We start from the raw sequence: 25,485 nt of genomic DNA on the forward strand, positions 1-25,485 counted from the left end.
CCCCGCACGTCCATCGACAACATCGGACGGCGATCCGGTTGCATCAATCGGGCGATCGATTCCGATCGTCCGTGGTGAACCGACGACTGATCGCGCCCACATGCCATGCTGACCCCGCTCAAAGGTCTATCACCGCACTTGTCTGACCGGGCAGTTGTCCGAACGGGCCCGGGCGACGGTACCCCACGAACGGAGTGACCATGGACGCTCTCTCCCGTCGGACCCTGCTGGCCGCCGGTGCCGCGACCGCAGCCACCCTCGCGGCCGGCTGCGCCGGGAACGGCGGGGGCACCGGCGGGAAGGCGGCACCGGTCCCGACCGACCCGGCGGCGGACCGGGCCGGAGCGGGCGACACCCCGAAGCCCCCGGCCACCCTGATCGGCGACGGCTCCACCTCGGACACCGGCCCGCAGCCCCGCCAGCCCACCGCCGAGCCGCTGAAGCCCGGCGAGCCCCCGCCGCAGTTCGTGGTCTTCTCCTGGGACGGCGCCGGCGAGCTGGACAACCGCCTGTTCGGCCGGTTCCGCCGGCTCGCCCGGGAGCACAACGCGTCGATGACCTTCTTCCTGAGCGGTCTCTACCTGCTGCCGGAGTCCAAGAAGGACCTCTACCGGCCGCCGCAGCACAAGGTCGGCGCCTCCGACATCGGGTACCTCAGCGACCAGCACATCCGCGACACGCTGGAGAACCTGCACGCGGCCTGGCTGGAGGGGCACGAGATCGGCACCCACTTCAACGGGCACTTCTGCGGTGCCACCGGCGTCGGCAGGTGGTCACCGGAGGAGTGGGACAGCGAGATCCAGCAGGCGATGGACTTCGTCATGAACTGGCGGACCAACACCGGCTTCACCGACCTGCCGGCGCTGCCCTTCGACTACCGCCGGGAGCTGATCGGCAGCCGCACCCCCTGTCTGGAGGGCCAGCGCAACCTGCTGCCGACCGCGGCCAAGCGCGGCTGGCGCTACGACAGCAGCGGCAACGGCACCCAGGTCTGGCCGCAGAAGATCCAGGGCGGGGCGCTGTGGGACCTCCCGTTGCAGTCCATCCCCTTCCCCGGGCACACCTTCCAGGTGCTGTCGATGGACTACAACATCATGTTCAACCAGTCCGGCAGCAACACCAAGGCGGACCCGGCGCTCCACCCGGCGTACCAGGCGCAGGCCCGGGACGCCTACCTGATGGGCTTCGAACGGGCGTACACCACCAACCGGGCGCCGTACATCATCGGCAACCACTTCGAGCAGTGGAACGGCGGCATCTACATGAACGCCGTCGAGGACGCGCTCAAGGCGATCGCCGGCCGGCCCGAGGTCCGGCTGGTCTCCTTCCGCCAGCTGGTGGACTGGCTGGACGCCCAGGACCCGGCGGTGCTGCGCAAGCTGCAGGGCCTCGCGCAGGGCCAGGCCCCGGCCGGCGGATGGGAGGCGTTCCTCGGCTCCCCCGGTCCGGCCGCCACCGGCGCCCCCTCGACCGCACCGGCGAGCGCCGACGTCCCCGCCGGCGGGAAGTGACGTCAGGCCTTCCGCACCCGGCCGGACACCAGGGCGCCCAGCAGCGCCACCCCGGTCATGGTCAGGAAGATCACCGCGAACGCGCCGGACGAGCCGGCGCCCCCGGCCCCCTCCTGGGCGGCGGCCACGGAGCCGCCGCCCAGCGCCGCGAAGAGCACCCCGGCGAGGCCGACCAGCAGCACGTTGCCGAGCGCGTCGCTCATCTGCAGCGAGGCGGAGTTGGCCCCGGCGTCCTCCGGCGCGGAGAGCCGCATCATCAGCACGCTGATGCTCGCCACCGCCAGGCCCATCCCGATCCCGCCGACGCCCCAGGCCGCCGCCGCCACCCAGGCCGGCACCGCCGGGACCAGCACCAGCGCCGCCCCCGCGATCGCCACCGCGGTCAGCACGAACCCGCCGCGGATCATCGCCTCCCGGTACCGCTCCGCACCCGGCCGCCCCTGCAGCATCGAGCCCAGCGCCCAGGAGAGCCCGCCGCTGGTCAGCGTCAGCCCGGCGAGCGTCGGCGACAGGTCGCGCTGGGTGACCATCATCAGCGGGATGAAGGCCTCCGCCGCGAAGAACGCGCCCGCCGCCACGCCGCGCAGCAGGATCACCGTCGGCAGGCCGCGCCCGGCCCGCAGCGTCCCGGCGGGCAGCAGCCCCAGCACCGCGGGCGCCAGCAGTGCCGCCCCGGCGGCGGCCGGGAGCAGGCCCAGCAGGTCCAGCCGCTGGCCGGCGTACTGCAGCAGGCCCGCACCGACCGCGGCCATCGCGGCCAGCAGGGTGCGCCGGCGGTCGAAGTCCGCGCCCGCCGCCACCGGCTGCGCCCGCTCCGAACGCCGTAGAGCCGGGCCCATCACCGCGAGCGGCAGCAGGATCAGCACCGGGACGGCGAGGAAGACCCAGCGCCAGCCGAGGTGCTGGGTGACGGCACCGGAGACCACCGGGCCGACGATCGAGGGCAGCACCCAGGCCGCCGAGAAGGCCGCGAACACCGCCGGACGCAGCCGCTCCGGGTAGGCCCGGCCGACCACCACGTACAGCGCCACGATGACCAGCCCGCCGCCCAGGCCCTGGACGGCACGCCCGGCGACGAAGACCCACATCCCGGGCGCCGCCCCGGCCACCACCAGCCCGGCGCCGAACACCGCGATGCCCGTGAACAGCGGCTGCAGCGGCCCGCGCCGGTCGCACCACTGGCCGGAGACGACCAGGGCGAACAGCGTGGTGGTGAAGTAGCCGGAGAACGCGAAGGCGTAGAGGCCCAGGCCGTCCAGCTGGCGGGCGGCGACCGGCATCGCGGTGTTGACCGCCGTCGCCTCGAAGGCCAGCAGCAGGACCACGGAGACGATGCCCAGGGTCAGCGCCCGGTAGGGGCCGCTGAGCACTCCGCCCGAGTCGGTCTCTTCGCTGGGTGCCGGAACGGAGTCGACCGAGGTGGGGGAGGCTGTGGTCATACGTAACATCGTAAGACCCGTCCGCTCGCATGACCCCTGACTGTCGGGCTTGATCGACTCCCCGCCCGGGCCGGGGCACGGCGTTCGCCCGCGCGGGCCGGGGCCGGCCGCCGGGTCAGTGCAGCGCCTTGAGGCCCACCACGCCGGAGACGATCAGCAGCAGGCAGCCGATCCGCGCCACGGTGGCGGCGTCGCCCAGCACCGCCATCCCGTACAGCGCCGTGCCGACCGCGCCGATGCCGACCCAGACCGCATAGCCGGTGCCGATCGGGATCGAGCGCATCGCGTACGCCAGGCCGCCCATGCTCAGGGCCAGCGCGACGCCGAAGACGAGGGTGGGGACGAGCCGGGAGAAGCCCTTGGAGGACTCCAGGGCCACCGCCCAGACGGTCTCCAGGACACCCGAGACGATCAGAACGAGCCACGCCATGGCGATCGGACCTCCGCAGTCAGCAGCGGCCGGGTTGCCGCTGTACTGCGCCGTCTTGTCGTCACCGGGTACGACGCGCTCGTCCGGGGCGGCCGGATCGGGGCCACCTGTCTTCGACCGTAGCACAGCCCGCCATGCAGAATTTACAAAGGGATATTGACGGTCCGCCGCGGCGTCCGCGAAGATGAATTCACCAACACGGCGGACGACGACAGGAGTCGGAAATGGACAGGAAGACGGTGGCCCCCGCTGCGCCCCGCACCTGTGCCGCGGCTCCCCGCTGTTGTCGCACCTGTCGCTGCTGCCGCTGCGCCTGAACGCGCCCGCAGTCCAGCTCCTCGGGCCGCTTCCGGCCCGGCTCCACACACCCAGCTCTACCCCAGCTCTACCCCACGGCCGTGTGCCCGAGTGGTTCAGGGGACCGCCTGCAAAGCGGTTTACACGGGTTCGAATCCCGTCATGGCCTCCACGAAAGCGAATTGCCGGTCGGCGCGAAATGCGCCGACCGGCAATTCGTCGTGCAATCGACCAGGAATTCCCGCACCGGCCGTCCGAAAGCGGGCCGGGCGCGGTTACGGGCCGCCGGAAGCGGTTGCGGGCCGCCGGGAGCGGTTGCGGGCCGGGCGCGGTTGCACCCGGCCCGGCACGCTCAGGCCGTGACGGCGTCCTCGGGCCGGATCGGCAGGCGGCCGACGGGCAGCCCGGTGGCCGCGCGGACCGCCGCCGCCACCGCCGCCGGGGCGACCACGGCCGGAACCGCGCTGACCGCCTTGGCGCCGAAGGTGGCCACCACGTCCCGCTCCTCCAGCAGGGCCGCGATCCGCACCTCCGGCGTGTCCAGCGAGGTCGGCATCCGGTAGCCGGTCAGCGAGGGGTTGACCAGCAGGCCGCCCTCGGTGCGCAGCTCCTCCAGCAGGGCCAGGCCGACGCCCTGGGCGACACCCGCCTCGATGCGGTCCTCGATCTGACGCGGGTTGAGCGCCCGGCCGACGTCCTGGGCGACCGTCACGTCCACCACCCGCACCGCACCGAGCTCGATGTCCACGTCCACCACCGCCCGCATCGCGCAGAAGGCGATGGAGACGAAGGCGTCGCCCTGGCCGGCCTCGTCCAGCGGCTCGGTCGGGTGCGGCCGGCACTGGGCGGTCGCCCAGAGCTCCTTGCCCTCCAGCGCCTCGGCGACCGGCATGCCGAGCACCCCGTCGTAGGACGTGATCTTGCCGTCGGCGATCTGCAGCAGCTCGGCCGACATCCCGAAGTTGGCGGCGATCGGCTGCAGCAGCTGGTGGCGGACCATCAACGCGGCCCGCTCCACCGCACCGCCGGAGACCCAGGTGTGCCGGCCGCGCGCGGAGGGGCCGGCGATCGACTGGTCGCTGTCGGCCGGAGCGATGTAGACCTCGCTGACGCCCAGCACCGACTGCACGATCTGCCGGGCCAGCGTGGCGAAGCCCTGGCCGGAGTCGACGGCGGCGCAGATCACCGTGGCGTGGTCGCCGCTGACCCGGACCGTCGCGGTCGAGACCTCGTCCTCGCCCTCGGCCCCCAGCATGTGCACCATGCCCACCGCGTAGCCGATGCCGCGCCGGACCGCCGCCGGGTCGCCGGCGCCGCCCGGACCGCCCGGCAGCAGCCACTCGGCGTCCGGGTCGTCCACCGGGAGCGCGGGCAGCGGCTCGGAGGAGACCGCGTCCAGCAGTGCGGCCACCGGCGCGGGGCAGGTGACGGCCTGTCCGGTGGGCATCGGGTCGCCGGTGGCCATCGCGTTGCGGCGGCGGATCTCCACCGGGTCCACACCGACCCGGGCGGCCAGCTGGTCGAGCTGCGACTCGTAGGCGAAGCACGCCTGCAGGGCGCCCTCGCCGCGCATCCGGCCGGCCGGCGGGTTGTTGGTGCGCACCGCCCAGGCGTCCACGAAGACGTTCGGGCAGACGTAGGGGCCGACCGAGAACGCGGTGGCGGCGGCCAGCGCCTCGGCCGAGACGTCCGCGTACGCGCCGCCGTCCAGCAGGATCTGCGCCTCGACCTTGACCAGCTTGCCCTCGGCGTCGGCGTGGTGGCGGTAGCGCAGCAGGGCGGGGTGGCGCGAGGTGTGGGTGTGGAAGGACTCCTCGCGGGTGAGGGTCATCTTCACCGGCCGCCCGGTGCGCAGCGCCAGCAGCGCCAGGGTGACCTGGAAGGAGAGGTCCTCGCGGTCGGAGGTGGCCCCGGGCACGCCGGTGACCACCAGCCGGACCCGGTCCGGCTCCAGACCGAGGCAACCGGCGGTGCGGTCGCGGTCGCCGTGCGGGTCGGTGGAGGACAGGTGCAGTTCCACGCCGCCGTCCGGGCGCGGCACGGCGAGGCCGGCCTCGGCACCGAGCGGCGCCGGGTCCTGCCGGCCGACCTGGTAGAGGCCCTCGACCACGATCTCGCCGACCGCCTCGGGGTCCCCGGTGCGCAGCGGCAGATGCCGGAACAGGTTGCCGTCCGGATGCAGCGGCGCGGCGGTGAAGGCCTGCTCGGGGTCGGTGACGGCCTCCAGCGGCTCGTAGTCGACGGCGATCAGACCGACGGCGAGGCGGGCGGTGTCCGGGTGGTCGGCGGCGACCGCCGCGACCGGCTCGCCGTGGTGGCGGACCACCCCGGCGGCCAGGATCGGCCGGTCGGCGACGACCGGTCCGGCCGGGGCACCGTCGTGGCTGCCGTCCGGGCCTTCCGGCAGGTCGGCGGCGGTCACCACGGCGTGCACGCCGGGCAGGGCGAGCGCGGCGGAGGTGTCGATGCCCCTGATCCGGGCGTGCGGGTGCGGCGAGCGCAGCACCGCACCCCAGAGCAGGCCCTCGGCCCAGAGGTCGGCGGCGTACGGGTAGATGCCGAGCGCCTTGGGCAGCGCGTCGCTGCGCAGCGGGGAGCTGCCGAGCCCGAACGGCTCCGGTGCGCCGCCCTCGCCGCCGTCCTGCTGGGGTGCTGCGCCGATGTCGGTAGGCGACGTCATGATGCGTGGTCGTCCTCGGGGAGCCGGATGCCGTGAGCGGGGGTGGCGCCGTACGGGATGCCGGCGGGGGCGGTGCCCTCGGCCGGGGCGCCGGACGGGGGCGCAGTGACGTACGGCGTGCCGTGCGCGGGCGTGACGTCGTACCCGGTGCCGTCGTACCCGGTGCCGTCGAACGCGGCGCCGGTGAAGGCGGAGCCGTCGAAGGCCGCGCCCTCGGGGCCCGGGGCCGGGGTGCCGTGGGCCGGGGTGCCGTGGGCCGGGGTGCCGTGGGCCGGGGTGCCGTGGGCCGGGGTGCCGTGGGCCGGGGTGCCGTGGGCCGGGGTCGGCTCGTACACCGGGCCGTCGTAGGGCGAGGCGTCGTAGCCGGGCTGCTGCGGGTAGCCCTGGTCCGGGTAGCCGCCCTCCGGCCCGCCGCCGGGCAGGTAGGTGCCGTGGGCCGGGGTGCCGCCGGGCCCGGCCGGCGCGTAGCCGGCCTGCTCCGGGTAGCCGGCCTGCTCGGGGTAGCCCTGCTGGTCGGGGTAGCCTGCCTGCTCGGCGTAGCCCTGCTGGTCGGGGAAGCCGGCCTGCTCCGGGAAGCCGGGCTGCGGGTAGTAGCCGGAGGGGTCGCCGCCCTGGGCCGGGATGCCGTGCACCTGCGGCAGCACCCCGGTGTCGTAGACGCCGGTGTCGTACCCGCCGAGGCCGTCGGGGGTGCCGTACTGCATGCCGACGCCGACGCCGGTGCCCGCGGTGGTCGGGGTCTCCTCGGCCGGCGGCTGCGGGACGTGCTCGATCCAGGCGTCCTCGTCGGTGTACACCGGCGGGTCGGCCGGCTGCTCCGGCTCCTCCGGTGCGGCAGCGGCGGCAGCGGGGTCGGCGCCCTCGGCGGCCGCCTCCGCGGCGAGCGCCGCCTCGGCCTCCTCGGCCTCGACCGCGCGGGCGTCGGCGACGTTCTGCACCGCGGCCAGCACCCCCCGGTAGCCGGTGCAGCGGCAGAGGTTGCCGCAGAGCGCCTGCCGGGCCTCCACCTCGGTGGGCCGGTGGTTGCGCTGCAGCAGGTCGTGCACGGCCATCGCCATGCCGGGAGCGCAGTAGCCGCACTGCACCGCGCCGGACTCGGCCAGCGCCTGCTGGACGTCGCTGGCGCCGCCGCCGGCCGACAGACCCTCGACGGTGTTGATCTCGCTGTCCGCCGCCAGCGCGGCCGGGACGAGGCAGCCGGCCACCAGCTGGCCGTCCACCTGCACCGAGCAGGCGCCGCACTCGCCCTGCTCGCAGCCGTCCTTGGCGCCGGCCAGGCCGAGCCGCTCGCGCAGCACGTAGAGCAGGCTCTCGCCGATCCAGGCGTCGGTGACGGGCCGCTCGAAACCGTTGACCCGCAGGGTGTACGAGGCGCAGGGGCGCAGCTCGCGGCTGACCTGCGGCGCGTGGTCGAACGCGCCCGCGTCGAGGGTCTCGATGGGGTCAGTGGTCACTTCAGCGCCCTTCCCAGTGCCCGGCGGGCCAGCACCGATACGGTACGCCGCAGCCGGACGGCGGCCGCGCTCGGCCCCTCGGTCGCGGCCTCCCAGGAACCCTCGGCGCCGTAGGCGTCCGGGACGCAGGCGGCGGCCACGTACTCGCCGAAGGCGGCCGTCGCGGCGGGGTCGATCTCCCGGCTGCCGTCCCAGTCGATGCAGCCGGCCACCCAGGCCTCGGCCTCCAGCGGGCGCAGCGGCACCGGGGCGACGGCGCCGACGGCGCAGCGCACGGCGCGCCGGGCGGGGTCGAGGACGAGGGCGACCGAGGCGGTGGCGCGGGCCGGGCCGCTGCGGCCGGTGGCCTTGAGGAAGACCTGCGGGGCGTGCAGCAGCGGGACGCGCACCCAGGTGAGCAGCTCGCCCGGGCGCAGCGGGTCGAGGCCGGTGAGCAGGTGGCTGACCGGGACCTCGCGGCTGGCGCCGGCCCGGGCGAGGGTGACGGTGGCCTCCAGGGCGGCGAGCACCGGGAGGGTGTCGCCGGCCGGGGCGGCGGTGGCGATGTTGCCGCCGAGGGTGCCGACGTTGCGCACCTGCGGGGGGCCGGCGGTGCGGGCGGCGTCGGCGAGGGCGGGGATGAGGGCGGCGAAGTCCGGGCGGTCCATCCTGGCGTGGGTGAGCCCGGCGCCGAGCACGGCGGTGCCGCCGTCCTCGTAGCGCCAGCCGCGCAGTTCGGTGATCCGGCCGAGGCCGATCAGGGCGGCGGGGCGGAGGCGTCCGGCGTTGACGGCCTCCATCAGGTCGGTGGCGCCGGCCACCGGCACCGCGGCCGGGTGAGCGGCCAGCGCGTCGACGGCCTCGTCGAGGGAGGCCGGCAGCATGATCGTCCGGTTCACCTGGGTCCCACCGTGCTCCACTTGCTCATCGATCGCCTGCCGCCCGCGGCCCTCGGCCGGGTGTCCGCGTCGGCAGCCCGGCCTGGCCCGTAGGGTACGGGCGATCGGGCCGGGTTGGGCAACTCTGGCACACAATGCTCGATGATCACTTCGGGGCCGGCGAACGGGACTGCCCGATTGGGACGGATACCGGGCGGTATCTGCTCCGATCCGGACCGGACCGGAGCAGATGTTCATCTGTTCTTGACGTCCGACGGCCGCTCAGAAGTTCCCCCGGCCCCTCGCCGCCACGATCGGGCCGGGGTCAGACCGCCGGCGGCGGCCCGTCGATCGGCCGGCCGGCCACGCCGGGCCACCTCTGCCAGGGGTGCGGTCCACCGGCCGGGCGGTACTCCACCCCGAGCGCGTCCAGCACCTCCAGGTGGGAGACCATCCGGCGCTCGAAGCCGGCGAAGTCCCGCGCGGCCGGGTCGGCGGGCAGGGCGGACCAGGCGACCTCGGCGAAGGCGGCGAGCCGGGGGAAGGCCCGGTAGTCGATGTCCCGGGCACTGTCCGTGAACTCGCTCCACAGGTTGGCCTGGGTGCCGATCACCCGCCGGGCCGCGGCCGCGTCCAGCTCGGCCGGCACCGGCTCGAAGCGGTAGACGTCCTCCAGGGTCCGTACGAAGCCGACCGGGATCGGCTCGTCCGGGCCGTCGGCCTGCCGGTGGTCGAGGTAGACGTGCTGCTCCGGGCACATCACCACGTCGTGCCCGGCCCGCGCGGCCGCGATCCCGCCGCCGAAGCCCCGCCAGGACGAGACCGCCGCGCGCGAGCGCCACCCCGCCCCGGGGCGCTCGGCGGCCGGCACCGCCGCGCCGCCCGCCGGCGGGGCCGCGACGGCCGGCCAGCCCTCCAGGATCTCGTCCCAGCCGATCAGCCGGCGGCCGCGGTCGGCCAGCCAGCGGTCGAAGTGCCGGATCAGGTGGCTCTGGAGCTCGTCCTCGTTGGCCAGGCCCAGCTCCCGGATCCGCGCCTGCGCGGCCGGGCTCTCCTTCCACTGCTCCTTCGGGCACTCGTCGCCGCCGAGGTGGATGAACTCGGACGGGAAGACCTCCAGGACCTCCTCCAGCACGCCCTCGAAGAAGCGCAGGGTGGCCTCGGAGGGGTTGAGCACGTGGTGGCTGACGCCCCAGTCGGTCCAGACGCCCAGCGCCGCGGTGTCCACCACGTCGGTGTTCCCCAGCTCCGGGTAGGCGGCGACGGCCGCCTGGGTGTGGCCCGGCAGGTCGATCTCCGGGACGACGGTGACCGCCCGCTCGGCGGCGTACGCGACGATCTCGCGCAGGTCGTCCTGGGTGTAGAAGCCGCCGTGCGGCCGGTCGTCGCGACGCTGCCCGGCCCGGTAGCCGACCATCGAGCGCTCGCGCCACGAGGCCCGCTCGGTGAGCCGCGGGTAGCGCTTGATCTCCACCCGCCAGCCCTGGTCGTCGGTCAGGTGCAGGTGCAGCACGTTGAGCTTGTGGGCGGAGAGCTGGTCGACGAAGCGCAGCACGTCGGCCTTGGGCAGGAAGTGCCGGGCCACGTCCAGCAGCGCGCCGCGCCAGCCGAAGCGCGGGGCGTCCTCGATGTCGGCGCCGGGGAGCACCCAGCCGCCGTCGCGCAGCGGCGCCCGCCGGTAGGCGTCCGGGCCGAGCAGCCGGCGCAGCGTCTGGGCACCCCAGAGCGCGCCGGCCGGGCCGCCGGCGGTGATCACGGCACGGCCCGGGCGCACCGAGAGCCGGTACGCCTCGCCGGCCAGGGCCTCGTCGTGGACCAGCTCGATGCCCTCCCCGGGCCGCCCGGGGTTGAGCGGCAGGCCGGTCGCGGCGGTCAGCACGGACCGCAGCCACCGCTCCGCCCCGGCCAGGGCGGGCGGGGCGGTGAGGGTGGTGGCGCGGTCGAGCGGGAAGTCCCGGTCGGGGAGGCGGACGGAGCCCAGGGGGGCGGGGATGAGGTCCATGCCGTCATCCTGCCCCCGCACCGTCAATTGGCATAGACCAATTCGCGAACGTGTCGCGATGCGGAACGGTCCGGGCCGGCCGGTCCGCTACTTGTCGCCGTCGCCGCCCTGCGGCTTGCCGATGCCGTCGTAGATCTCCTTGCACATCGGGCAGACCGGGTACTTCTTCGGGTCGCGCCCGGGGACCCACACCTTGCCGCAGAGCGCCACCACCGGAGACCCGGAGAGCGCGCTCTCCATGATCTTGTCCTTCTGGACGTAGTGCGCGAAGCGCTCGTGGTCGCCGTCCCCGTGGGACACCTGCGGGACGGGCTCGACCAGGGTGCCGGTGCCGAGGCCGCGCTCGGGCTCAAGAGTGCTCATGAGTGCCAAGTCTATGGGCGCTCCGGGAAACCGGGCCAGTGTCGGCCCCGGCGGCCGGTCGCCGCGGCCCCGGGCCGGCGGGGGCGACGGCCCGCCGGCGACGTCCGGGGTCAGTTCAGCGTGGGGTCGTCCGGGTACGTCGCCAGGAGCGCCAGCGGGCCGCGCTGACGGCGGAGCACCGAGCGCCAGAGCCGCTCCGGCTCCGGGCTGGAGATGTCGCCCGGCTCGCAGTCGACCAGGTACCAGGCGCCGGAGGAGATCTCCGCCTCCAGCTGCCCCGGCGACCAGCCCGCGTACCCGGCGAAGATCCGCAACCCGCCCAGCTCGCCGGCCAGCACCTCGGGCGGCGCCTCCAGGTCGACCAGGCCGATCGCGCCGTGCACCCGCCGCCAGCCGAGCGGCTCGACGGTCCCCGGCTCACCCGGCGCCACCGCCAGGCCCAGCGCCGAGTCCAGCGCCACCGGGCCGCCCTGGAACACCACGGCCGGCTGGCCGACCAGCCCGCCCCAGCCGTCCAGCACGCTGCCCACCTCGACCGGGGTCGGTCTGTTCAGGACGACACCGAGCGCCCCCTCGGCGTCGTGGTCGAGGAGGAGCACCACCGCCCGGGCGAAGTTCGGGTCGGTGAGCACGGGGGTCGCGACGAGCAAACGGCCGGTGTGGGACCGGTCTCCGTGCGAATGGGCCGCCGTCATGCCTCACATGATCCCGCAGAACGGCCGGGGGCGGACACCGCAACACGAAGGCCGTCCGGACCGCCGCCGCCACGCCGCGCGAACACCCGTACGGACGCACCGGCGGGCGCGACACCACCCGGCGGGAGCACCATCACGGGAGAGGCTCACGGGAACCACCTGGACGCCCACTACCATCTACTGGTGGTGGACGCCCTTATACGGTGCCGACTCGGTCACGCCGGGGGCCCGAACGCGCCCGTACGACCGGTCCACCGCCCGGCTCCCGTTCCGGAGCCCCACCCACTCCTCTGGCACCCCGGATTGCGAGAACGATGACCGACGACGTCCTGCTGGTCCACGGCGGAAACCCGCTCGAAGGCGAAATCCGCGTCCGTGGTGCGAAGAACCTGGTCCCCAAGGCCATGGTCGCCGCCCTCCTCGGGCAGGGCCCCAGCAGACTGCGCAACGTCCCGGACATCCGCGACGTCAAGGTGGTCCGCGGACTGCTCCAGCTGCACGGCGTGACCGTGCGCACCGGTGACGAGGACGGCGAGCTGATCCTCGACCCGTCCCACGTGGAGAGCGCCAACGTCGCGGACATCGACGCGCACGCCGGCTCCTCGCGCATCCCGATCCTGTTCTGCGGCCCGCTGCTGCACCGCCTCGGCCACGCCTTCATCCCCGGCCTGGGCGGCTGCGACATCGGCGGCCGCCCGGTCGACTTCCACTTCGAGGTGCTCCGCCAGTTCGGCGCCACCATCGAGAAGCACCCGCAGGGCACCTACCTGGTCGCCACGCAGCGGCTGCGCGGCACCCGGATCGAGCTTCCGTACCCGTCGGTCGGGGCCACCGAGCAGGTGCTGCTCACCGCCGTCCTCGCCGAGGGCGTCACCGAGCTGCGCAACGCGGCCATCGAGCCGGAGATCGTCGACCTGATCTGCGTCCTGCAGAAGATGGGCGCGATCATCTCCATGGGCACCGACCGGACCATCCTGATCACCGGCGTCGACGAGCTGGGCGGCTACACCCACCGCGCGCTGCCGGACCGCCTGGAATCCGCCTCCTGGGCCTGCGCGGCCCTGGCCACCAAGGGCGACATCTACGTCCGCGGCGCCCGCCAGCTGGAGATGATGACCTTCCTCAACACCTTCCGGAAGGTCGGCGGCGCCTTCGAGGTGGACGACGAGGGCATCCGGTTCTGGCACCCGGGCGGCGAGCTCAAGGCGATCGCGCTGGAGACCGACGTCCACCCCGGCTTCCAGACCGACTGGCAGCAGCCGCTGGTGGTCGCGCTGACCCAGGCGACCGGCCTGTCCATCGTGCACGAGACGGTGTACGAGTCGCGGCTCGGCTTCACCGGCGCGCTGAACCAGATGGGTGCGCACATCCAGCTCTACCGCGAGTGCCTCGGCGCCACCCCGTGCCGCTTCGGCGCCCGCAACTTCCTGCACTCCGCCGTCGTCTCCGGCCCGTCCAAGCTGATCGGCTCCGAGCTGGTCATCCCGGACCTGCGCGGCGGCTTCTCGTACCTGATCGCGGCGCTGGCGGCCGAGGGCACCTCGACCGTGCACGGCATCGACCTGATCAACCGCGGCTACGAGAACTTCATGGAGAAGCTGCGGGACCTCGGCGCCCACGTCGAGCTGCCCACCGAGCAGCTGGTCGACGCCTGACCGGCACCCGGTCCACGGCGAGAGGCCGGGCCCCCGGAAGGGGAGCCCGGCCTCTCGGCGTTCAAGGGGTTGCTCAGGCGCCCTTGGCGGCTTCCTTGAGCTTGGAGCCCGCGCTCACCTTGGCGCTGTAGCCGGCGGCGATCTGGATCGGCTCGCCGGTCTGCGGGTTGCGGGCGGTGCGGGCAGCGCGGTGGGTGCGCTCGAAGGTCAGGAAACCGGGGATGGTGACCTTCTCGTCGCCCTTGGCGACGACCTCGCCGACGATCTCGGCGAAGGCGGCCAGAACGGCGTCGGCGTCCTTGCGGGTCACCTCGGCGCGCTCGGACAGCGCGGCCACCAGCTCACTGCGGTTCATGTGTACTCCTGTGGTCTGTTCGCTTGCGGTGTGCGGGGGCCCATCGGTGCTCCCACCGGGGGGCACCCGGATGGGCCGCAGGTCCGCACACTGTGCTCATGCAAGGCAATGCGTGGTCGCAGGCCGGGTCCGTACCCGATGCCGCGCGCCGGAGCCTTCGAAGGCCCGCCCGCCCGCCTGGATACGAATCCTGCCCCGACCGGCCCCGAGAAAGCCAATCGGGCCCCGACCGAGCCACCCGAACATCGCCCGCCCGTTGGAGGTGTGACGCTCCGTCGGCTCCGGCGGACCGGGCGCGGACGGCGGTCGGGACGACTCGCCGGAAGACCAGGGGGACGTTCCGTACTTGTCGGACACGCCTGCCCCGTGCAGGGCTACCGTACGCCCTAGGACTGACAAGCCCAAACACGCCCCTCGCCCTTGTGTCGCAAGGGTTCGGGGCGGGCCTGGGTGGGTATGCGCGCTATTCGGACATTTGGTCGATCCGCGACACGGGCCGCGGGGCCCCCGTCAGAGCTTGACGGCGGGGAAGGAGGCGGTGTCGAGCGTGCCGACGATGCCCGGGGTCGGACGGGCCGCCGCGGGGGCCTCCTGAGCACCCGCCAGCGCGGCCTCGCGGACGGCGGAGGCCACCGTCTTGGCGACGTCCTTGTGGAAGACGCTGGGGATGATGTAGTTCGCGTTCAGCTCGTCGTCGGCGACGGTGGTGGCCAGCGCCCGGGCGGCGGCGATCATCATCTCGGTGTTGACCGTCCGGCTCTGGGCATCCAGCAGGCCGCGGAAGACGCCCGGGAAGACCAGCACGTTGTTGATCTGGTTCGGGAAGTCGCTGCGGCCGGTGGCGACCACCGCGGCGGTCTGCCGGGCCACCGCCGGGTCGACCTCCGGGTCCGGGTTGGCCAGCGCGAAGACGATCGCACCCTCCGCCATGGTGGCGATGTCGTCGCCGTCCAGCACGTTCGGGGCCGAGACGCCGATGAAGACGTCGGCGCCCGCCACGGCTTCCTTGAGGCTGCCGGTGCGGCCCGAGCGGTTGGTGTGGTCGGCGATCCAGCGCAGGTTCTCGTTGAGGTCGTCGCGGCCCTGGTGGACCACGCCGCGCACGTCCGCGACGGTGGCGTGCTCGACGCCGGCCGCCAGCAGCAGCTTGAGGATCGCGGTACCGGCGGCGCCCGCACCCGACATGACGACCCGGATGTCGCCGATCCGCTTGCCGACCACCTTGAGCGCGTTGGTGAGCGCCGCCAGCACCACGATCGCGGTGCCGTGCTGGTCGTCGTGGAAGACCGGGATGTCCAGCGCCTCGCGCAGCCGCGCCTCGATCTCGAAGCAGCGCGGCGCGGAGATGTCCTCCAGGTTGATGCCGGCGAAGCCCGGGGCGATCGCCTTGACGATGGCCACGATCTCGTCGGTGTCCTGGGTGTCCAGGCAGATCGGCCAGGCGTCGATGCCCGCGAAGCGCTTGAACAGGGCCGCCTTGCCCTCCATCACCGGCAGCGCGGCGGCCGGGCCGATGTTCCCCAGGCCGAGCACCGCGGAGCCGTCGGTGACCACGGCGACGCTGTTGCGCTTGATGGTGAGGCGGCGGGCGTCCTCGGGGTTCTCGGCGATCGCCATGCAGACCCGGGCGACACCCGGGGTGTAGATCATGCTGAGGTCGTCACGGTTGCGGATCGGCAGCTTCGAGGACATCTCGATCTTGCCGCCGAGGTGCATCAGGAAGGTGCGGTCGGAGACCTTGCCGATCGCCACGCCGTCGATGGTGCGGAGCTTCTCGACGATCTCCTCGCCGTGGGCGACGGACGAGGCCGCGACCGTCACGTCGATCCGCAGCGCCTCCAGGCCGGAGGCGGTGACGTCGAGGCCGGTGACCGAACCGCCCGAGGACTCGACCGCCGTGGTGATCGCACTGACGGCGTTGCCCCGGGCCGGGACCTCGAGCCGCACCGTGATCGAGTTGGAGACACTGGGCACCGTCGCCATCGACGCTTCCTTCTTCCGTCCATCGGCAGGCTCAACATTTTGTTGAAGGCATCGCCTGCGCATGCTAGACCTCGATCGTCGCACCTTCCAAGCGATAGCCAGAAATAACGTTCATTGAGTGTGCGGATCCGACAACTTCTTGCCTCTCCGGGCCGATGCGTTACATTGGACGGGACACCGGCTCGATCCAAGCCCCCGGGCCCAACCTTCGTCCCTTCGAGGGACCACTTGCCGCGAGGCGAGCATGGCGGGTCGGTGTCATCAAACGTCTGAAGGCCCCTCACCGGCGGTGAGGGGCCTTCGCCGTCCCGGCGGACCGACCGTCAGCCGTGCAGCAGCGCGGGCACCCCGGCCGCGTCCGGCAGGTCGTCGGGGCCGGACAGCACGGTCAGCCGCTGCGTCGCCCGGGTCAGCGCCACGTACAGCACCCGCAGGCCGGCCTCCGACTCACCGGCGATCCCGGTCGGGTCGGCCACCACGGTCGCGTCGTACTCCAGGCCCTTGGCCTCCAGGCTGCCCAGTGCCACCGCGCGCTCGCCCAGGCCCTCGATCCAGCCGGCCGCCTCGGCCCGGCGGTCCATCGGCACGACGATCGCCACGGTGCCGTCCACCTCCGCCAGCAGCCGCTCCAGCTCGGCCCGGGCCGCCGCGCCGAAGGCCTCCGGCGACGGGTCGGTGACGGCGGCGAACCGCGGCTCCACGCCGACGTGGCGCACCGCGCTCGGCGACGGCGTGCCCGGCGCGGCCAGCGCCAGCACCTTCGCCGCCACCTCGGCGATCTCGGCCGGGTTCCGGTAGTTCACGGTCAGCGTGTAGCGGCGGCGGGGCTTGCCGGACAGCACCTCGTCCAGCGCGGCCTGCGCCTCCTGGGGGAACGGCCAGGAGGACTGCGCCGGGTCGCCGACGATGGTCCAGGTGGCCATCCGGGCCCGGCGGCCGATCATCCGCCACTGCATCGGCGTGAGGTCCTGCGCCTCGTCGACGATCACGTGGGCGTACTCGGTGCGCTCCACCGGCACGCGCTCACGCTGTCTGGAGCTGCGATCGGCGAAGGTGGTGACCTCCTCCAGGCCGCTCAGCAGGTCCACCGCGTCCACCTCGCGGACCTTCGGCCGGGCCGCCTCGCCGAGCAGCACCTGGAGCTCGTCCACCAGCGCCACGTCGTGCGCCGAGAGCGCGCCCTCGCCGCGGCCGTCCAGCTGCCGCCAGGACGCGGCCAGCACCTTCGCCTCCTCCGGTGTGACGGCGCGGCGGGCGATCCGGTTGACGTGGCGGCTCTGCTTCAGCGTGGCGAGCACCCCGCGCGGGGTCAGGGCGGGCCACCAGGCGTCCAGGAAGTCCAGGAACGACGCCTCGTCCGAGACGTACTCGTCGAACGCCTCCTTCTCCTCCTGGCGCTGCTCGCGGGCGTAGTGGTCGGCGGGCTTGGGCAGGTGGCGGGTGGCCTCCTGCCAGAGCGCGTCCAGCAGGAGCCGGCGGGCCCGCGGGCGCAGCAGGTTCAGCGGGGTGCCGCCGGAGCCGATCACGTGGCCGCGCACGGCCTTCAGCCGGCCCGCGTCCAGCCGCAGCACCTCGCCGCGGGCGACCACCTTGAGCTCCTGCGGGGCGCGCAGCTCCAGCGCGCCCCGGGCGGCCCGGCGGAGCAGCTGCACCATCCGGGCCGAACCCTTGATCCGGGCCGCCTCCGGGGTGTCGTAGGTGCCCGCCTCGATGCCGTCCACCAGCGAGCCGACCGCGCGGATGGCGACCTGGCCCTCCTCGCCGAGCGCGGGCAGCACACCCTCGGTGTAGGAGACCAGCAGCGGGGTCGGGGAGACCACCAGGATGCCCCCGGCGTAGCGGCGCCGGTCCTGGTAGAGCAGGAAGGCGGCGCGGTGCAGGGCGACGGCGGTCTTGCCGGTGCCGGGGCCGCCGGTGACCAGGGTGGCGCCGGCGGCGGCGGCGCGGATCACCTCGTCCTGCTCCCGCTGGATGGACGAGACGATGTCGCGCATCGAGTGGCTGCGGGCCCGGCCGAGCGAGGCCATCAGCGCGCCGTCGCCGACCACCGCCAGCTCGCGGCCGTCGAGGGTGGGGGTGAGGTCGGGACGGAGCAGGTCGTCCTCCACGCCGATCACCTTGCGCCCCTTGGAGCGGATCACCCGGCGGCGGATGACCCGGCCCGGCTCCACCGGGGTGGAGCGGTAGAACGGCGCCGCCGCGGGCGCCCGCCAGTCGATCACCAGCGGGCCGTACTCCGCGTCCAGCACCCCGAGCCGGCCGATGTGCAGGGTCTCGGCGACGGCCGGGTCGGCCGGGTCGAGCGGGGTGTTGGAGGGGATCCCGTGCTCCTCCGGGGCGTCGGCCTGCTGGAGGTCGATCCGGCCGAACAGGAAGTCCTCGAACTCGTTGTTGAGCCGCTGGAGGTGCGCCCCGGCCCGGTAGACCTGGGCGTCGCGTTCGGCGAGCGCGCCGGGAGTGCCGACGTGCACGCGCTTGGCGGCGTCCTCCAGGATGTACTCGGCCTCGGCGAGCTTCTCCTCCAGGCGGCGGTACACCGTGTCGAGGTGGCGCTGCTCGCCGGCGATCTCGCGCTCGCGGACGGTCTCGGAATCGGTGGCGGCGGTGGTGTCCGTGTTGCTCTGCATGGCCTCGGTGGTTGAAGCGGGAGTCCGGCTCTGGGAAACGAGCGGACGGAAGATCCTACGCCGCCACCCCCGCGGCGCGCCGCACCGGGAGCCGGGAAACGCGAAGGCCGCCCCCCGCGGTGCGGTGGACGGCCTTCACTGTGAAACATGGGGTGGTGGAGATGCCGGGAATCGAACCCGGGTCCAGTGGAGTGGATTCAGGACTTCTCCGAGCGCAGTCCGCTGTGAGTTTCTCGGCCCTGGCGGTCACGCGGACAAGCCGCCAACAGGCCCAGCTGCTGTTTGATTTCCCATCCACCCCCGCAGCCCGGGCGGACGGTTGAGTTCCCTAGATTATGCCAGGGTCCGGGTCGGGAACTCCCCGGTCTGACACCCAAGCGCTATCGGTGCTTATTAGGCAGCGAGAGCGAACTGCTGGGAATCGCTCTTAGAGTTGGCGATTATTTGTTTGCGACAGATGGTTAACGAGATCATTGCCGCGTTCCTCGGCTCGCTTCTCCTGTTTCGACGTCCCCTGTCGAAACCGATCATCCCCATGTTTTGTTGAGAAACAGCTCGGACGGTGGCCGTCCGTGTTGCTGGCGCCATAGTACGCGAGGCGGCCAGCGGGGGTCCAGCGGATTAACTCCGCGCCGCGCGGGTGTCAGCGCTGGCGCCGCCGGGCCGCCGCGACGGCCCGCGCCGTCTCGCGGGTGTCCTGCTTCTCGCGCAGCGTCTGGCGCTTGTCGTACAGCTTCTTGCCGACGGCGAGCGCGAGTTCGAGCTTCACGCGGCCGTCCTTGAAGTACAGCGAGAGCGGGATCAGCGTGTGGCCGGCGTCCCGGACCTTGGTCTCGATCTTGCGGATCTCCAGCTTGTGCAGCAGCAGCTTGCGCTTGCGCCGCGCCGCGTGGTTGGTCCACGTCCCCTGGGTGTACTCGGGGATGAAGACGTTGTCGATCCACGCCTCGTGGTTCTGGATGTAGGCGTAGCCGTCGACCAGGTTGGCCCGCCCCTCCCGCAGCGACTTGACCTCGGTGCCGGTGAGCACGAGACCGCACTCGTAGGTGTCGAGGATGGTGTACTCGTGCCGCGCCTTCTTGTTCTGCGCGATCAGCTTGTGTCCGGTTTCCTTTGCCATAACACGGGCATTCTCGCACCTCCGCCGGGGTCGGGGCAGCCCCTTTAGGTGCGCGTCCCCAGCCCGGCGAGCACCCGCAGCGCGAGCGCCCCGGCGTCCTCGGTGCCGGCCGCGGGCACGTCCGGGGTCAGGCCGCCGCCCTCCGGGGACCGGCCGGACGGCGTGAAGTAGCGGCCGACGGTCAGCTCCAGCACCGCACCGTCGGCGAGCCGGCTGGGCTGCTGGACGGTGCCCTTGCCGAAGGTCCGGGCGCCCACCACGACGGCCCGGCTGCGGTCCTGGAGGGCGCCGGTGAGCAGTTCGGCCGCGCTCATGGTGCCGCCGTCCACCAGCACCACCAGCGGGGTCCGCTGGTCGCCGCCGGGCGGGGCGGTCAGCTCCCGGGTCCCGCCGCGTTCCTGGTAGGAGCCGATCGGACCGCCGTCCAGGAAGGCCGCGGCGGTGCCGGCGGCCTCCTCGACCAGCCCGCCGGAGTTCCCGCGCAGGTCGAGCACCACGCCGGAGTGCGGGCCGCGCAGGGCGGCGCGCACCTGTTCGGCCACGCCGCTGGTGAAGGCCCGCACCGCGATCCGGACGACGCCGCGGTCCAGCCGCTCGACCGCGACCTGCTGGCTGTCCAGCAGCGCCCGGCGCAGCCGGACCTCGCGGACCTCCCCCTCGTCGCGCCGGACGGCCAGCACGACCTCCGAACCGACCTGGCGCTCGCCCTCGCGCCCGCGCAGCCGGGCCACCACCTCGGTGACCGGCAGGCGGTCGGCCTCGTCCGGCCCGATCCGCAGCAACCGGTCGCCCGCCGCGATCCCGGCCTCGGCCGCCGGGCCGCCCGGCTGCACCTGCGAGACGGCGGTCACGCCGTCCTGGCCGCGGCCGACCGAGAGCCCCACGCCCAGGTAGCGGCCGTCCAGGCCCTGGCTGAACTCGGCGTACTCCTGGGCGCTGTAGTAGGCCCCCCAGCGGTCGCCGTTGGCGCCGATCAGGTGCTCGGCCTGCTGCTCGGAGAGTGCGGCGCCGGCCGGGTCCTGGCCCGCCGCGAGGGTGGCGACGGCCGCCGGAGCGGCGTCGGCGGACACCCGCCGCCCGGGCGTGCCCGGGTCACCCCAGGCGCCGGCCGCGGCGCCGGCCAGCAGCACGGCGCCGAACACCAGGCTGAGGGTGGCCGCCTGACGTGCCCTGCGCGGAGTTTCTGGCATGGCATCGGAGTGTAGGCGCAGCGCGCGGCACGGCGGGCCGGAACGGGTGACGGCGGAACGCCGACGGCCCCGTACGGCGCAGTGCCGTACGGGGCCGTCGGGAGCCGGGGGGTCAGACCTTGAGGTACTTGCGGAGGGTGAAGAAGGCCGCGATGCCGGCCATTCCCATACCGACCACCACCAGCAGCGGTATCACCGCCAGCACCGAACCGAGCCCGATGAAGTGGATGAACTGCACCCGGTCGGCCAGCCAGTTGTGGACGAAGAAGTGCCCGCCGAGCAGCAGTCCGGAGGCCATGACCGCGCCGAGCAGCGCGGCGAACGCGGCCTCGGCGATGAACGGCATCTGGACGTAGAAGTTGGAGGCGCCGACCAGACGCATGATGCCGGTCTCGCGCCGGCGGCTGTACGCCGACACCCGGACGGTGTTGACGATCAGCAGCAGGGCCACGAAGAGCATCAGCACCATGATCACGAACGCCGCGGTCTGCAGGCCGTTCAGCAGGCCGAAGAGGTTCTCCAGGATCTTCCGCTGGTCCTCCACCGACTTCACGCCGGGCTTGCCGGCGAAGGCGCTCTGGATGACGTCGTACTTGGTGGGGTCCTTGAGCTTCACCCGCCAGGACTGCGGGATGGCCTCCGGGCCGAGGACGGAGATGAGCGGGTTCTCCGGGTTCATCTCCTTCCAGTGCTTGTACGCCTCCGTCGAGTTCTCGAAGGTCGACGACTGGACCACCGAATCCATCTTGTCCAGCTGGGACTTGATGTCGGCGATCTGCTGGTCGGTCGCCGCGCCCGCCTGGCACTGCGGCGAGTTGCGGGCGTCCGACTTCGTGCAGAAGTAGATGCTCACCTCGACCTTGTCGTACCAGTACCCCTTCATGGAGTTCACCTGGTCGCGGACCAGGAGGGAGGCACCGGCGAGGGCGAGGGAGAGCGCGACGCTGACGACGACCGCGATGGTCATCGTCAGGTTGCGGCGGAGACCCACACCGATCTCCGACAGGACGAACTGGGCGCGCATGCGTTCAACAACTCCAGGGTCGGTACTGCTGGTCTGGCGAGACGGCCGGCGGCCTACGGGATCAGTGCTGGTACCCGTAGACGCCGCGGGCCTGGTCGCGGACCAGCAGCCCCTTGTCGAGCTCGATGACGCGCTTGCGCATCTGGTCGACGATGGCCTGGTCGTGCGTGGCCATCAGCACCGTGGTCCCGGTGCGGTTGATGCGGTCGAGCAGCTTCATGATGCCGACCGAGTTCTGCGGGTCGAGGTTGCCGGTGGGCTCGTCCGCGATCAGCAGCATCGGGCGGTTCACGAACGCCCGGGCGATCGCGACGCGCTGCTGCTCACCACCGGAGAGCTCGCCGGGCATGCGGTCCTCCTTGCCGCCGAGGCCGACCAGGTCGAGCACCTCGGGCACCACCTTGTTGATGGCGCTCTTGGGCTTGCCGATCACCTCGAGGGCGAAGGCCACGTTCTGCGCGACCGTCTTGTTGGGCAGCAGGCGGAAGTCCTGGAAGACGGTGCCCAGCTGGCGGCGCATGTGCGGCACCTTCCAGTTGGACAGCTTGCCCAGGTCCTTGCCCAGCACGTGCACCTCGCCGGTGCTGGGGCGCTCCTCGCGCAGGCACAGGCGGAGGAAGGTGGACTTGCCCGAGCCGGACGAGCCGACCAGGAAGACGAACTCACCCTTCTCGATCTCCAGCGAGACGTTGTCCAGGGCGGGACGGTTCTGCTTGGGATAGGTCTTGGAGACGTTGTCGAATCTGATCACGGCTGCATCACGGGGGCCATCCTAGGCGGCGCCAGTCCTCGGTCGATCCACCCCAGGGCCGCCCGGCCCGGGGACGGGCGGAGGGAGCGGAAGGGCCGCTCCCGGCTTGGGACCATACGCGAAGCTGCACCGGGCTCGCAGGGCCCGCCCGCGACATTTGGCGAAACCTGGGGGACAATGCCCCGATATGCCCGGAAAATTAGGAGGCATCTCACAGCGCGGGGGCCGGAACGCCCGGAACCTGGCAGAGTGGAGGTGGTGGCCGTGATCGGCCGCTCCCCCGCACAGGGCACGAGAAGGAACCAAAGCCCCGTCCGGTGCGTTGGCTCAGCAGCAAGGAGGAGATCGCATGACTTGCGACCATCTGGTGTGCGCCAACTGCAACGGCCGCGTGAGCGAGGGCCGGTGCCCGGTGTGCCGCGCCAACCGGGCACGACTGCAGGAGCAGCACGGGCCGTTCGCCGCGCTCTCGCCCGCGATGCTGCTGGCCCTGCTGGCCGGACTGCTCGCGGTCGCGCTGATCGCCCGGCAGGCGCTGGCCTGACGCTCCGGACGTGAAAGGGCCCCCCGACCGGTGTCGGGGGGCCCTTTCGTGCGTCGACCGCTACGCGGCGGTCTCGCGCTGCTTGCGCCAGCGGATGCCGGCCTCGATGAAGCCGTCGATGTCCCCGTCCAGCACGGCCTGCGGGTTGCCGACCTCGAACTCGGTGCGGACGTCCTTGACCATCTGGTACGGGTGGAGCACGTAGGAGCGCATCTGGTTGCCCCAGGAGCTGCCGCTGTCCTTGAGCGCGTCCATCGCCGCCTTCTCCTCCTGGCGGCGCCGCTCCAGCAGCTTGGCCTGGAGGACGTTCATCGCGGACGCCTTGTTCTGGATCTGCGAGCGCTCGTTCTGGCAGGAGACCACGATCCCGGTCGGGATGTGCGTGATGCGCACCGCCGAGTCGGTCGTGTTGACGCCCTGGCCGCCGGGGCCGGAGGCGCGGTAGACGTCGATGCGCAGCTCCGACTCGTCGATGTCGACGTGGTCGGACTGCTCGACGACCGGGAGGACCTCGACACCGGCGAACGAGGTCTGCCGGCGGCCCTGGTTGTCGAACGGCGAGATGCGGACCAGGCGGTGCGTGCCCTGCTCGACCGAGAGCGTGCCGTAGGCGTACGGGGCCTTGACGGTGAAGGTCGCGGACTTGATGCCGGCCTCCTCCGCGTACGAGGTGTCGTACACCTCGGTCGGGTACCCGTGCCGCTCGGCCCAGCGCAGGTACATGCGCATCAGCTGCTCGGCGAAGTCGGCGGCGTCCACGCCACCGGCCTCGGCGCGGATGTTGATCAGCGCCTCGCGGGCGTCGTACTCGCCGGAGAGGAGGGTGCGGACCTCCAGCTCCTCGACCGCCTTCTTGACGGCCTCCAGCTCGTTCTCGGCCTCGACGCGGGTGTCCGCGTCGTCCTCGGCCTCGGCGAGCTCGAACAGGACGCCGAGGTCCTCGATGCGGCCGCGCAGGGTCTCGACCCGGCGCAGCTCGCCCTGGAGGAAGGAGAGCCGGCTGGTCACCTTCTGCGCGTTCGCGACGTCGTCCCACAGGTCGGGGGCGGCTGCCTCCTCCTCCAGGCGTGCGATGTCGGCCCGGATCTTGTCCAGGTCGAGGACGGCCTCGATCGACCCCATGGTCGTTTCGAGGTTCTTGAGCTCTTCGGAAGGATCGACGGCTGCCACGCCCCCCAGGGTAATGGTTCCGGGGGTGGTCATGACGACACCGGGGTCCTCCGGCCCGCTACGGGGCCCGCGGGGCGGTGGAGTGGACCGCGGGACGGGCCGGGCGGCCGGCGTCGGGGTCCGTCGCGGCGAAGGCCGTCCAGGCCGCCGCGGCACCGGCCAGCAGCAGGACGACGGCCACCAGCACGGCCAGCACCCGACGGCGGCGCAGCAGCGCCTGGCGGTCCCGCCGGTGGGCGGCGCCGGGGGCGGTGCGCTGGGCGCGGGACTCCGCCGCGTAGGAGGCCAGCTCCTGCGCGGAGGGGCGGCGCAGGCTGGTGTGGGTGTCGCGGGTGGAGTCGGGCGCGGCTCCGGGCACCAGCGGGACGGCCGGGCCGCGGCGGCGCTTGTGGGTGCCGGGGCCGGCGTCCACCTCGGCGTAGACCGCCTCGCCGGGGGTCAGCGCCTCCTCGGCCGGGGCGCGGCCCTGCTGCGGGATCGCCAGCGCCGGCAGCCCGGCCAGCGCGGGCAGCTGCTCGCGCAGCCGGTCCGCCAGCTCGGCGGCCCGCAGCCGGGAGGCCGGGGCCTTGGCCAGGCACTCGGCGATGATCCGCCAGAGTCCGTCGGGCAGGCCGGGCACCGGCGGCACCTGCTCGGTGACGTGGCGGCGCAGCACCGCGCCGGTGTGGCCGCCGCCGAACGGGGTGAAGCCGGCCAGCAGCTCGTACAGGACGGTGGCGAGGGCGTAGATGTCGACGGCCGCGCGCGGCTCCAGACCCTCGATGATCTCGGGCGCGAGGTAGTCGGGGGTGCCGATGATCCGGGTGGCCCTGGTCCGGCGCGGGGCGTCGACCAGCCGGGCCACGCCGAAGTCGGTCAGCTTGGCGCGCGGGGCGCCCCCGGGGCCGGGGACGGCGGCGAGGTCGAGCAGGACGTTCTCGGGCTTGACGTCGCGGTGGACGATGCCGGCGGCGTGCGCGGCGGCCAGGCCGTCGGCGACGTCCGCGATGATCGAGACGGCGGTCTGCGGGGCGAGCGCGCCGTCGCGCTCCAGCCGGGAGCGCAGGTCGGTGCCCTGGACCAGCTCCATGACGAGGGCGAGGTCGCTGCCGTCGACGACCATGTCGCGCACGCCGACCACCCGGGGGTGGTCGAGGCTGGTCAGCGCGGCGCGCTCCTGGACGAAGCGGCCGACCAGCACCTGGTCGGCGGCGAGGTCCTCGCGCAGCAGCTTGACCGCCACCGGGCCGTCCGGCCCCTCGCCGAGCCAGACCGTCCCGGCCGAGCCGCGGCCGATCACCTGGTGGACGGTGTAACGGCTGCCGATCTTGCGTGCCAATGCTGCTCCGTGGGCGGCGG

The 25,485-nt window shown here is 73.3% G+C and carries 20 protein-coding genes, 1 tRNA gene, 1 other RNA gene and 1 riboswitch; of the genes, 4 read left to right on the forward strand and 18 right to left on the reverse strand.

The genetic code is table 11. From position 1 onward, the window contains the following. Positions 1–200: 200 nt before the first annotated feature. On the forward strand, positions 201–1,511 hold the full coding sequence (locus tag MCM47_RS18800; RefSeq protein WP_238862810.1) for a hypothetical protein: 1,311 nt from the start codon (positions 201–203) through the stop codon (positions 1,509–1,511). A gap of 2 nt (positions 1,512–1,513) precedes the next feature. Here the strand turns inward: MCM47_RS18800 and MCM47_RS18805 are convergent, their stop codons facing one another. Further along, positions 1,514–2,950, reverse strand: coding sequence for an MFS transporter (locus tag MCM47_RS18805; protein ID WP_238862811.1), 1,437 nt, complete (start codon positions 2,948–2,950; stop codon positions 1,514–1,516). 115 nt (positions 2,951–3,065) lie between these two features. Continuing rightward, positions 3,066–3,380 (reverse strand): multidrug efflux SMR transporter, encoded by a 315-nt coding sequence (locus MCM47_RS18810; protein WP_238862812.1) that lies wholly within the window; start codon positions 3,378–3,380, stop codon positions 3,066–3,068. 44 nt (positions 3,381–3,424) lie between these two features. After that, positions 3,425–3,490: riboswitch (guanidine-III (ykkC-III) riboswitch) on the reverse strand. Positions 3,491–3,774: 284 nt separating this feature from the next. On the opposite strand from MCM47_RS18810, the gene MCM47_RS18815 reads away from it, so the two are divergent. Continuing rightward, positions 3,775–3,849: transfer RNA gene (locus tag MCM47_RS18815), tRNA-Cys, on the forward strand. A 180-nt stretch (positions 3,850–4,029) separates the two neighbouring features. Here MCM47_RS18815 and MCM47_RS18820 read toward each other — a convergent pair. From MCM47_RS18820 to MCM47_RS18850, 6 genes are all read right to left on the reverse strand, one after another. Next, positions 4,030–6,357 carry a xanthine dehydrogenase family protein molybdopterin-binding subunit gene (locus MCM47_RS18820; protein ID WP_238862813.1) on the reverse strand — a complete coding sequence of 776 codons (2,328 nt, stop codon included), beginning with the start codon at positions 6,355–6,357 and terminating at the stop codon, positions 4,030–4,032. After that, positions 6,354–7,811 carry a 2Fe-2S iron-sulfur cluster-binding protein gene (locus tag MCM47_RS44035; RefSeq protein WP_374209163.1) on the reverse strand — a complete coding sequence of 486 codons (1,458 nt, stop codon included), beginning with the start codon at positions 7,809–7,811 and terminating at the stop codon, positions 6,354–6,356. Before MCM47_RS44035 ends, MCM47_RS18820 begins: the two co-directional genes overlap by 4 nt. Next, complete coding sequence (locus tag MCM47_RS18835; protein WP_238863028.1) at positions 7,808–8,674, reverse strand: xanthine dehydrogenase family protein subunit M; 867 nt, start codon at positions 8,672–8,674, stop codon at positions 7,808–7,810. The genes MCM47_RS44035 and MCM47_RS18835 overlap by 4 nt, the downstream gene beginning before the upstream one ends. Before the next feature lie 319 nt (positions 8,675–8,993). Beyond that, a complete protein-coding gene (locus tag MCM47_RS18840) occupies positions 8,994–10,670 on the reverse strand; it encodes a beta-N-acetylhexosaminidase (protein ID WP_238862814.1) in 1,677 nt (558 codons plus the stop codon). Positions 10,671–10,757: 87 nt separating this feature from the next. Then, positions 10,758–11,033 (reverse strand): DUF3039 domain-containing protein, encoded by a 276-nt coding sequence (locus tag MCM47_RS18845; RefSeq protein ID WP_238862815.1) that lies wholly within the window; start codon positions 11,031–11,033, stop codon positions 10,758–10,760. A 110-nt stretch (positions 11,034–11,143) separates the two neighbouring features. Then, entirely contained in the window at positions 11,144–11,728 is a 585-nt protein-coding gene (locus tag MCM47_RS18850) for a YqgE/AlgH family protein (RefSeq protein ID WP_238862816.1), read from the reverse strand. 314 nt (positions 11,729–12,042) lie between these two features. Between MCM47_RS18850 and murA the strand changes: the two genes are divergently transcribed. Further along, positions 12,043–13,383 (forward strand): UDP-N-acetylglucosamine 1-carboxyvinyltransferase, encoded by a 1,341-nt coding sequence (murA, locus tag MCM47_RS18855; protein ID WP_238862817.1) that lies wholly within the window; start codon positions 12,043–12,045, stop codon positions 13,381–13,383. A gap of 73 nt (positions 13,384–13,456) precedes the next feature. Here murA and MCM47_RS18860 read toward each other — a convergent pair whose 3' ends face one another. The 8 genes from MCM47_RS18860 to ftsE all read right to left on the reverse strand — a co-directional run bounded on the left by MCM47_RS18860 (position 13,457) and on the right by ftsE (position 22,433). Continuing rightward, positions 13,457–13,738 carry an HU family DNA-binding protein gene (locus MCM47_RS18860; RefSeq protein WP_030059737.1) on the reverse strand — a complete coding sequence of 94 codons (282 nt, stop codon included), beginning with the start codon at positions 13,736–13,738 and terminating at the stop codon, positions 13,457–13,459. A 510-nt stretch (positions 13,739–14,248) separates the two neighbouring features. Then, on the reverse strand, positions 14,249–15,721 hold the full coding sequence (locus tag MCM47_RS18865) for an NAD-dependent malic enzyme (RefSeq protein WP_238862818.1): 1,473 nt from the start codon (positions 15,719–15,721) through the stop codon (positions 14,249–14,251). Between the two features lie 323 nt (positions 15,722–16,044). Then, positions 16,045–18,348 carry a UvrD-helicase domain-containing protein gene (locus MCM47_RS18870; RefSeq protein WP_238862819.1) on the reverse strand — a complete coding sequence of 768 codons (2,304 nt, stop codon included), beginning with the start codon at positions 18,346–18,348 and terminating at the stop codon, positions 16,045–16,047. Positions 18,349–18,501: 153 nt separating this feature from the next. Continuing rightward, positions 18,502–18,883: a transfer-messenger RNA gene (ssrA, locus tag MCM47_RS18875) on the reverse strand. 108 nt (positions 18,884–18,991) lie between these two features. Further along, positions 18,992–19,468 carry an SsrA-binding protein SmpB gene (gene smpB / locus MCM47_RS18880; protein ID WP_238862820.1) on the reverse strand — a complete coding sequence of 159 codons (477 nt, stop codon included), beginning with the start codon at positions 19,466–19,468 and terminating at the stop codon, positions 18,992–18,994. A gap of 44 nt (positions 19,469–19,512) precedes the next feature. After that, complete coding sequence (locus MCM47_RS18885; RefSeq protein ID WP_238862821.1) at positions 19,513–20,658, reverse strand: S41 family peptidase; 1,146 nt, start codon at positions 20,656–20,658, stop codon at positions 19,513–19,515. A 112-nt stretch (positions 20,659–20,770) separates the two neighbouring features. Then, a complete protein-coding gene (ftsX, locus tag MCM47_RS18890; protein WP_238862822.1) occupies positions 20,771–21,682 on the reverse strand; it encodes a permease-like cell division protein FtsX in 912 nt (303 codons plus the stop codon). A 61-nt stretch (positions 21,683–21,743) separates the two neighbouring features. Continuing rightward, a complete protein-coding gene (ftsE, locus tag MCM47_RS18895) occupies positions 21,744–22,433 on the reverse strand; it encodes a cell division ATP-binding protein FtsE (RefSeq protein WP_148644607.1) in 690 nt (229 codons plus the stop codon). A 349-nt stretch (positions 22,434–22,782) separates the two neighbouring features. On the opposite strand from ftsE, the gene MCM47_RS18900 reads away from it, so the two are divergent. Next, positions 22,783–22,977, forward strand: a complete 195-nt coding sequence (locus MCM47_RS18900) for a hypothetical protein (protein ID WP_238862823.1) — start codon at positions 22,783–22,785, stop codon at positions 22,975–22,977. A 60-nt stretch (positions 22,978–23,037) separates the two neighbouring features. Here MCM47_RS18900 and prfB read toward each other — a convergent pair whose 3' ends face one another. Together prfB and MCM47_RS18910 are read right to left on the reverse strand one after the other, a co-directional pair. Continuing rightward, positions 23,038–24,147: a peptide chain release factor 2 gene (gene prfB / locus MCM47_RS18905; protein ID WP_238862824.1), complete on the reverse strand. Its 1,110-nt coding sequence runs from the start codon at positions 24,145–24,147 to the stop codon at positions 23,038–23,040. 58 nt (positions 24,148–24,205) lie between these two features. Continuing rightward, the gene (locus MCM47_RS18910; RefSeq protein WP_238862825.1) at positions 24,206–25,465 is read right to left on the reverse strand and encodes a serine/threonine-protein kinase; all 1,260 of its coding nucleotides are present in this window, start codon (positions 25,463–25,465) and stop codon (positions 24,206–24,208) included. Between the last annotated feature and the right edge of the window lie 20 nt (positions 25,466–25,485).

Source organism: Kitasatospora sp. A2-31 (assembly GCF_022288725.1).
GTDB lineage: Bacteria > Actinomycetota > Actinomycetes > Streptomycetales > Streptomycetaceae > Kitasatospora.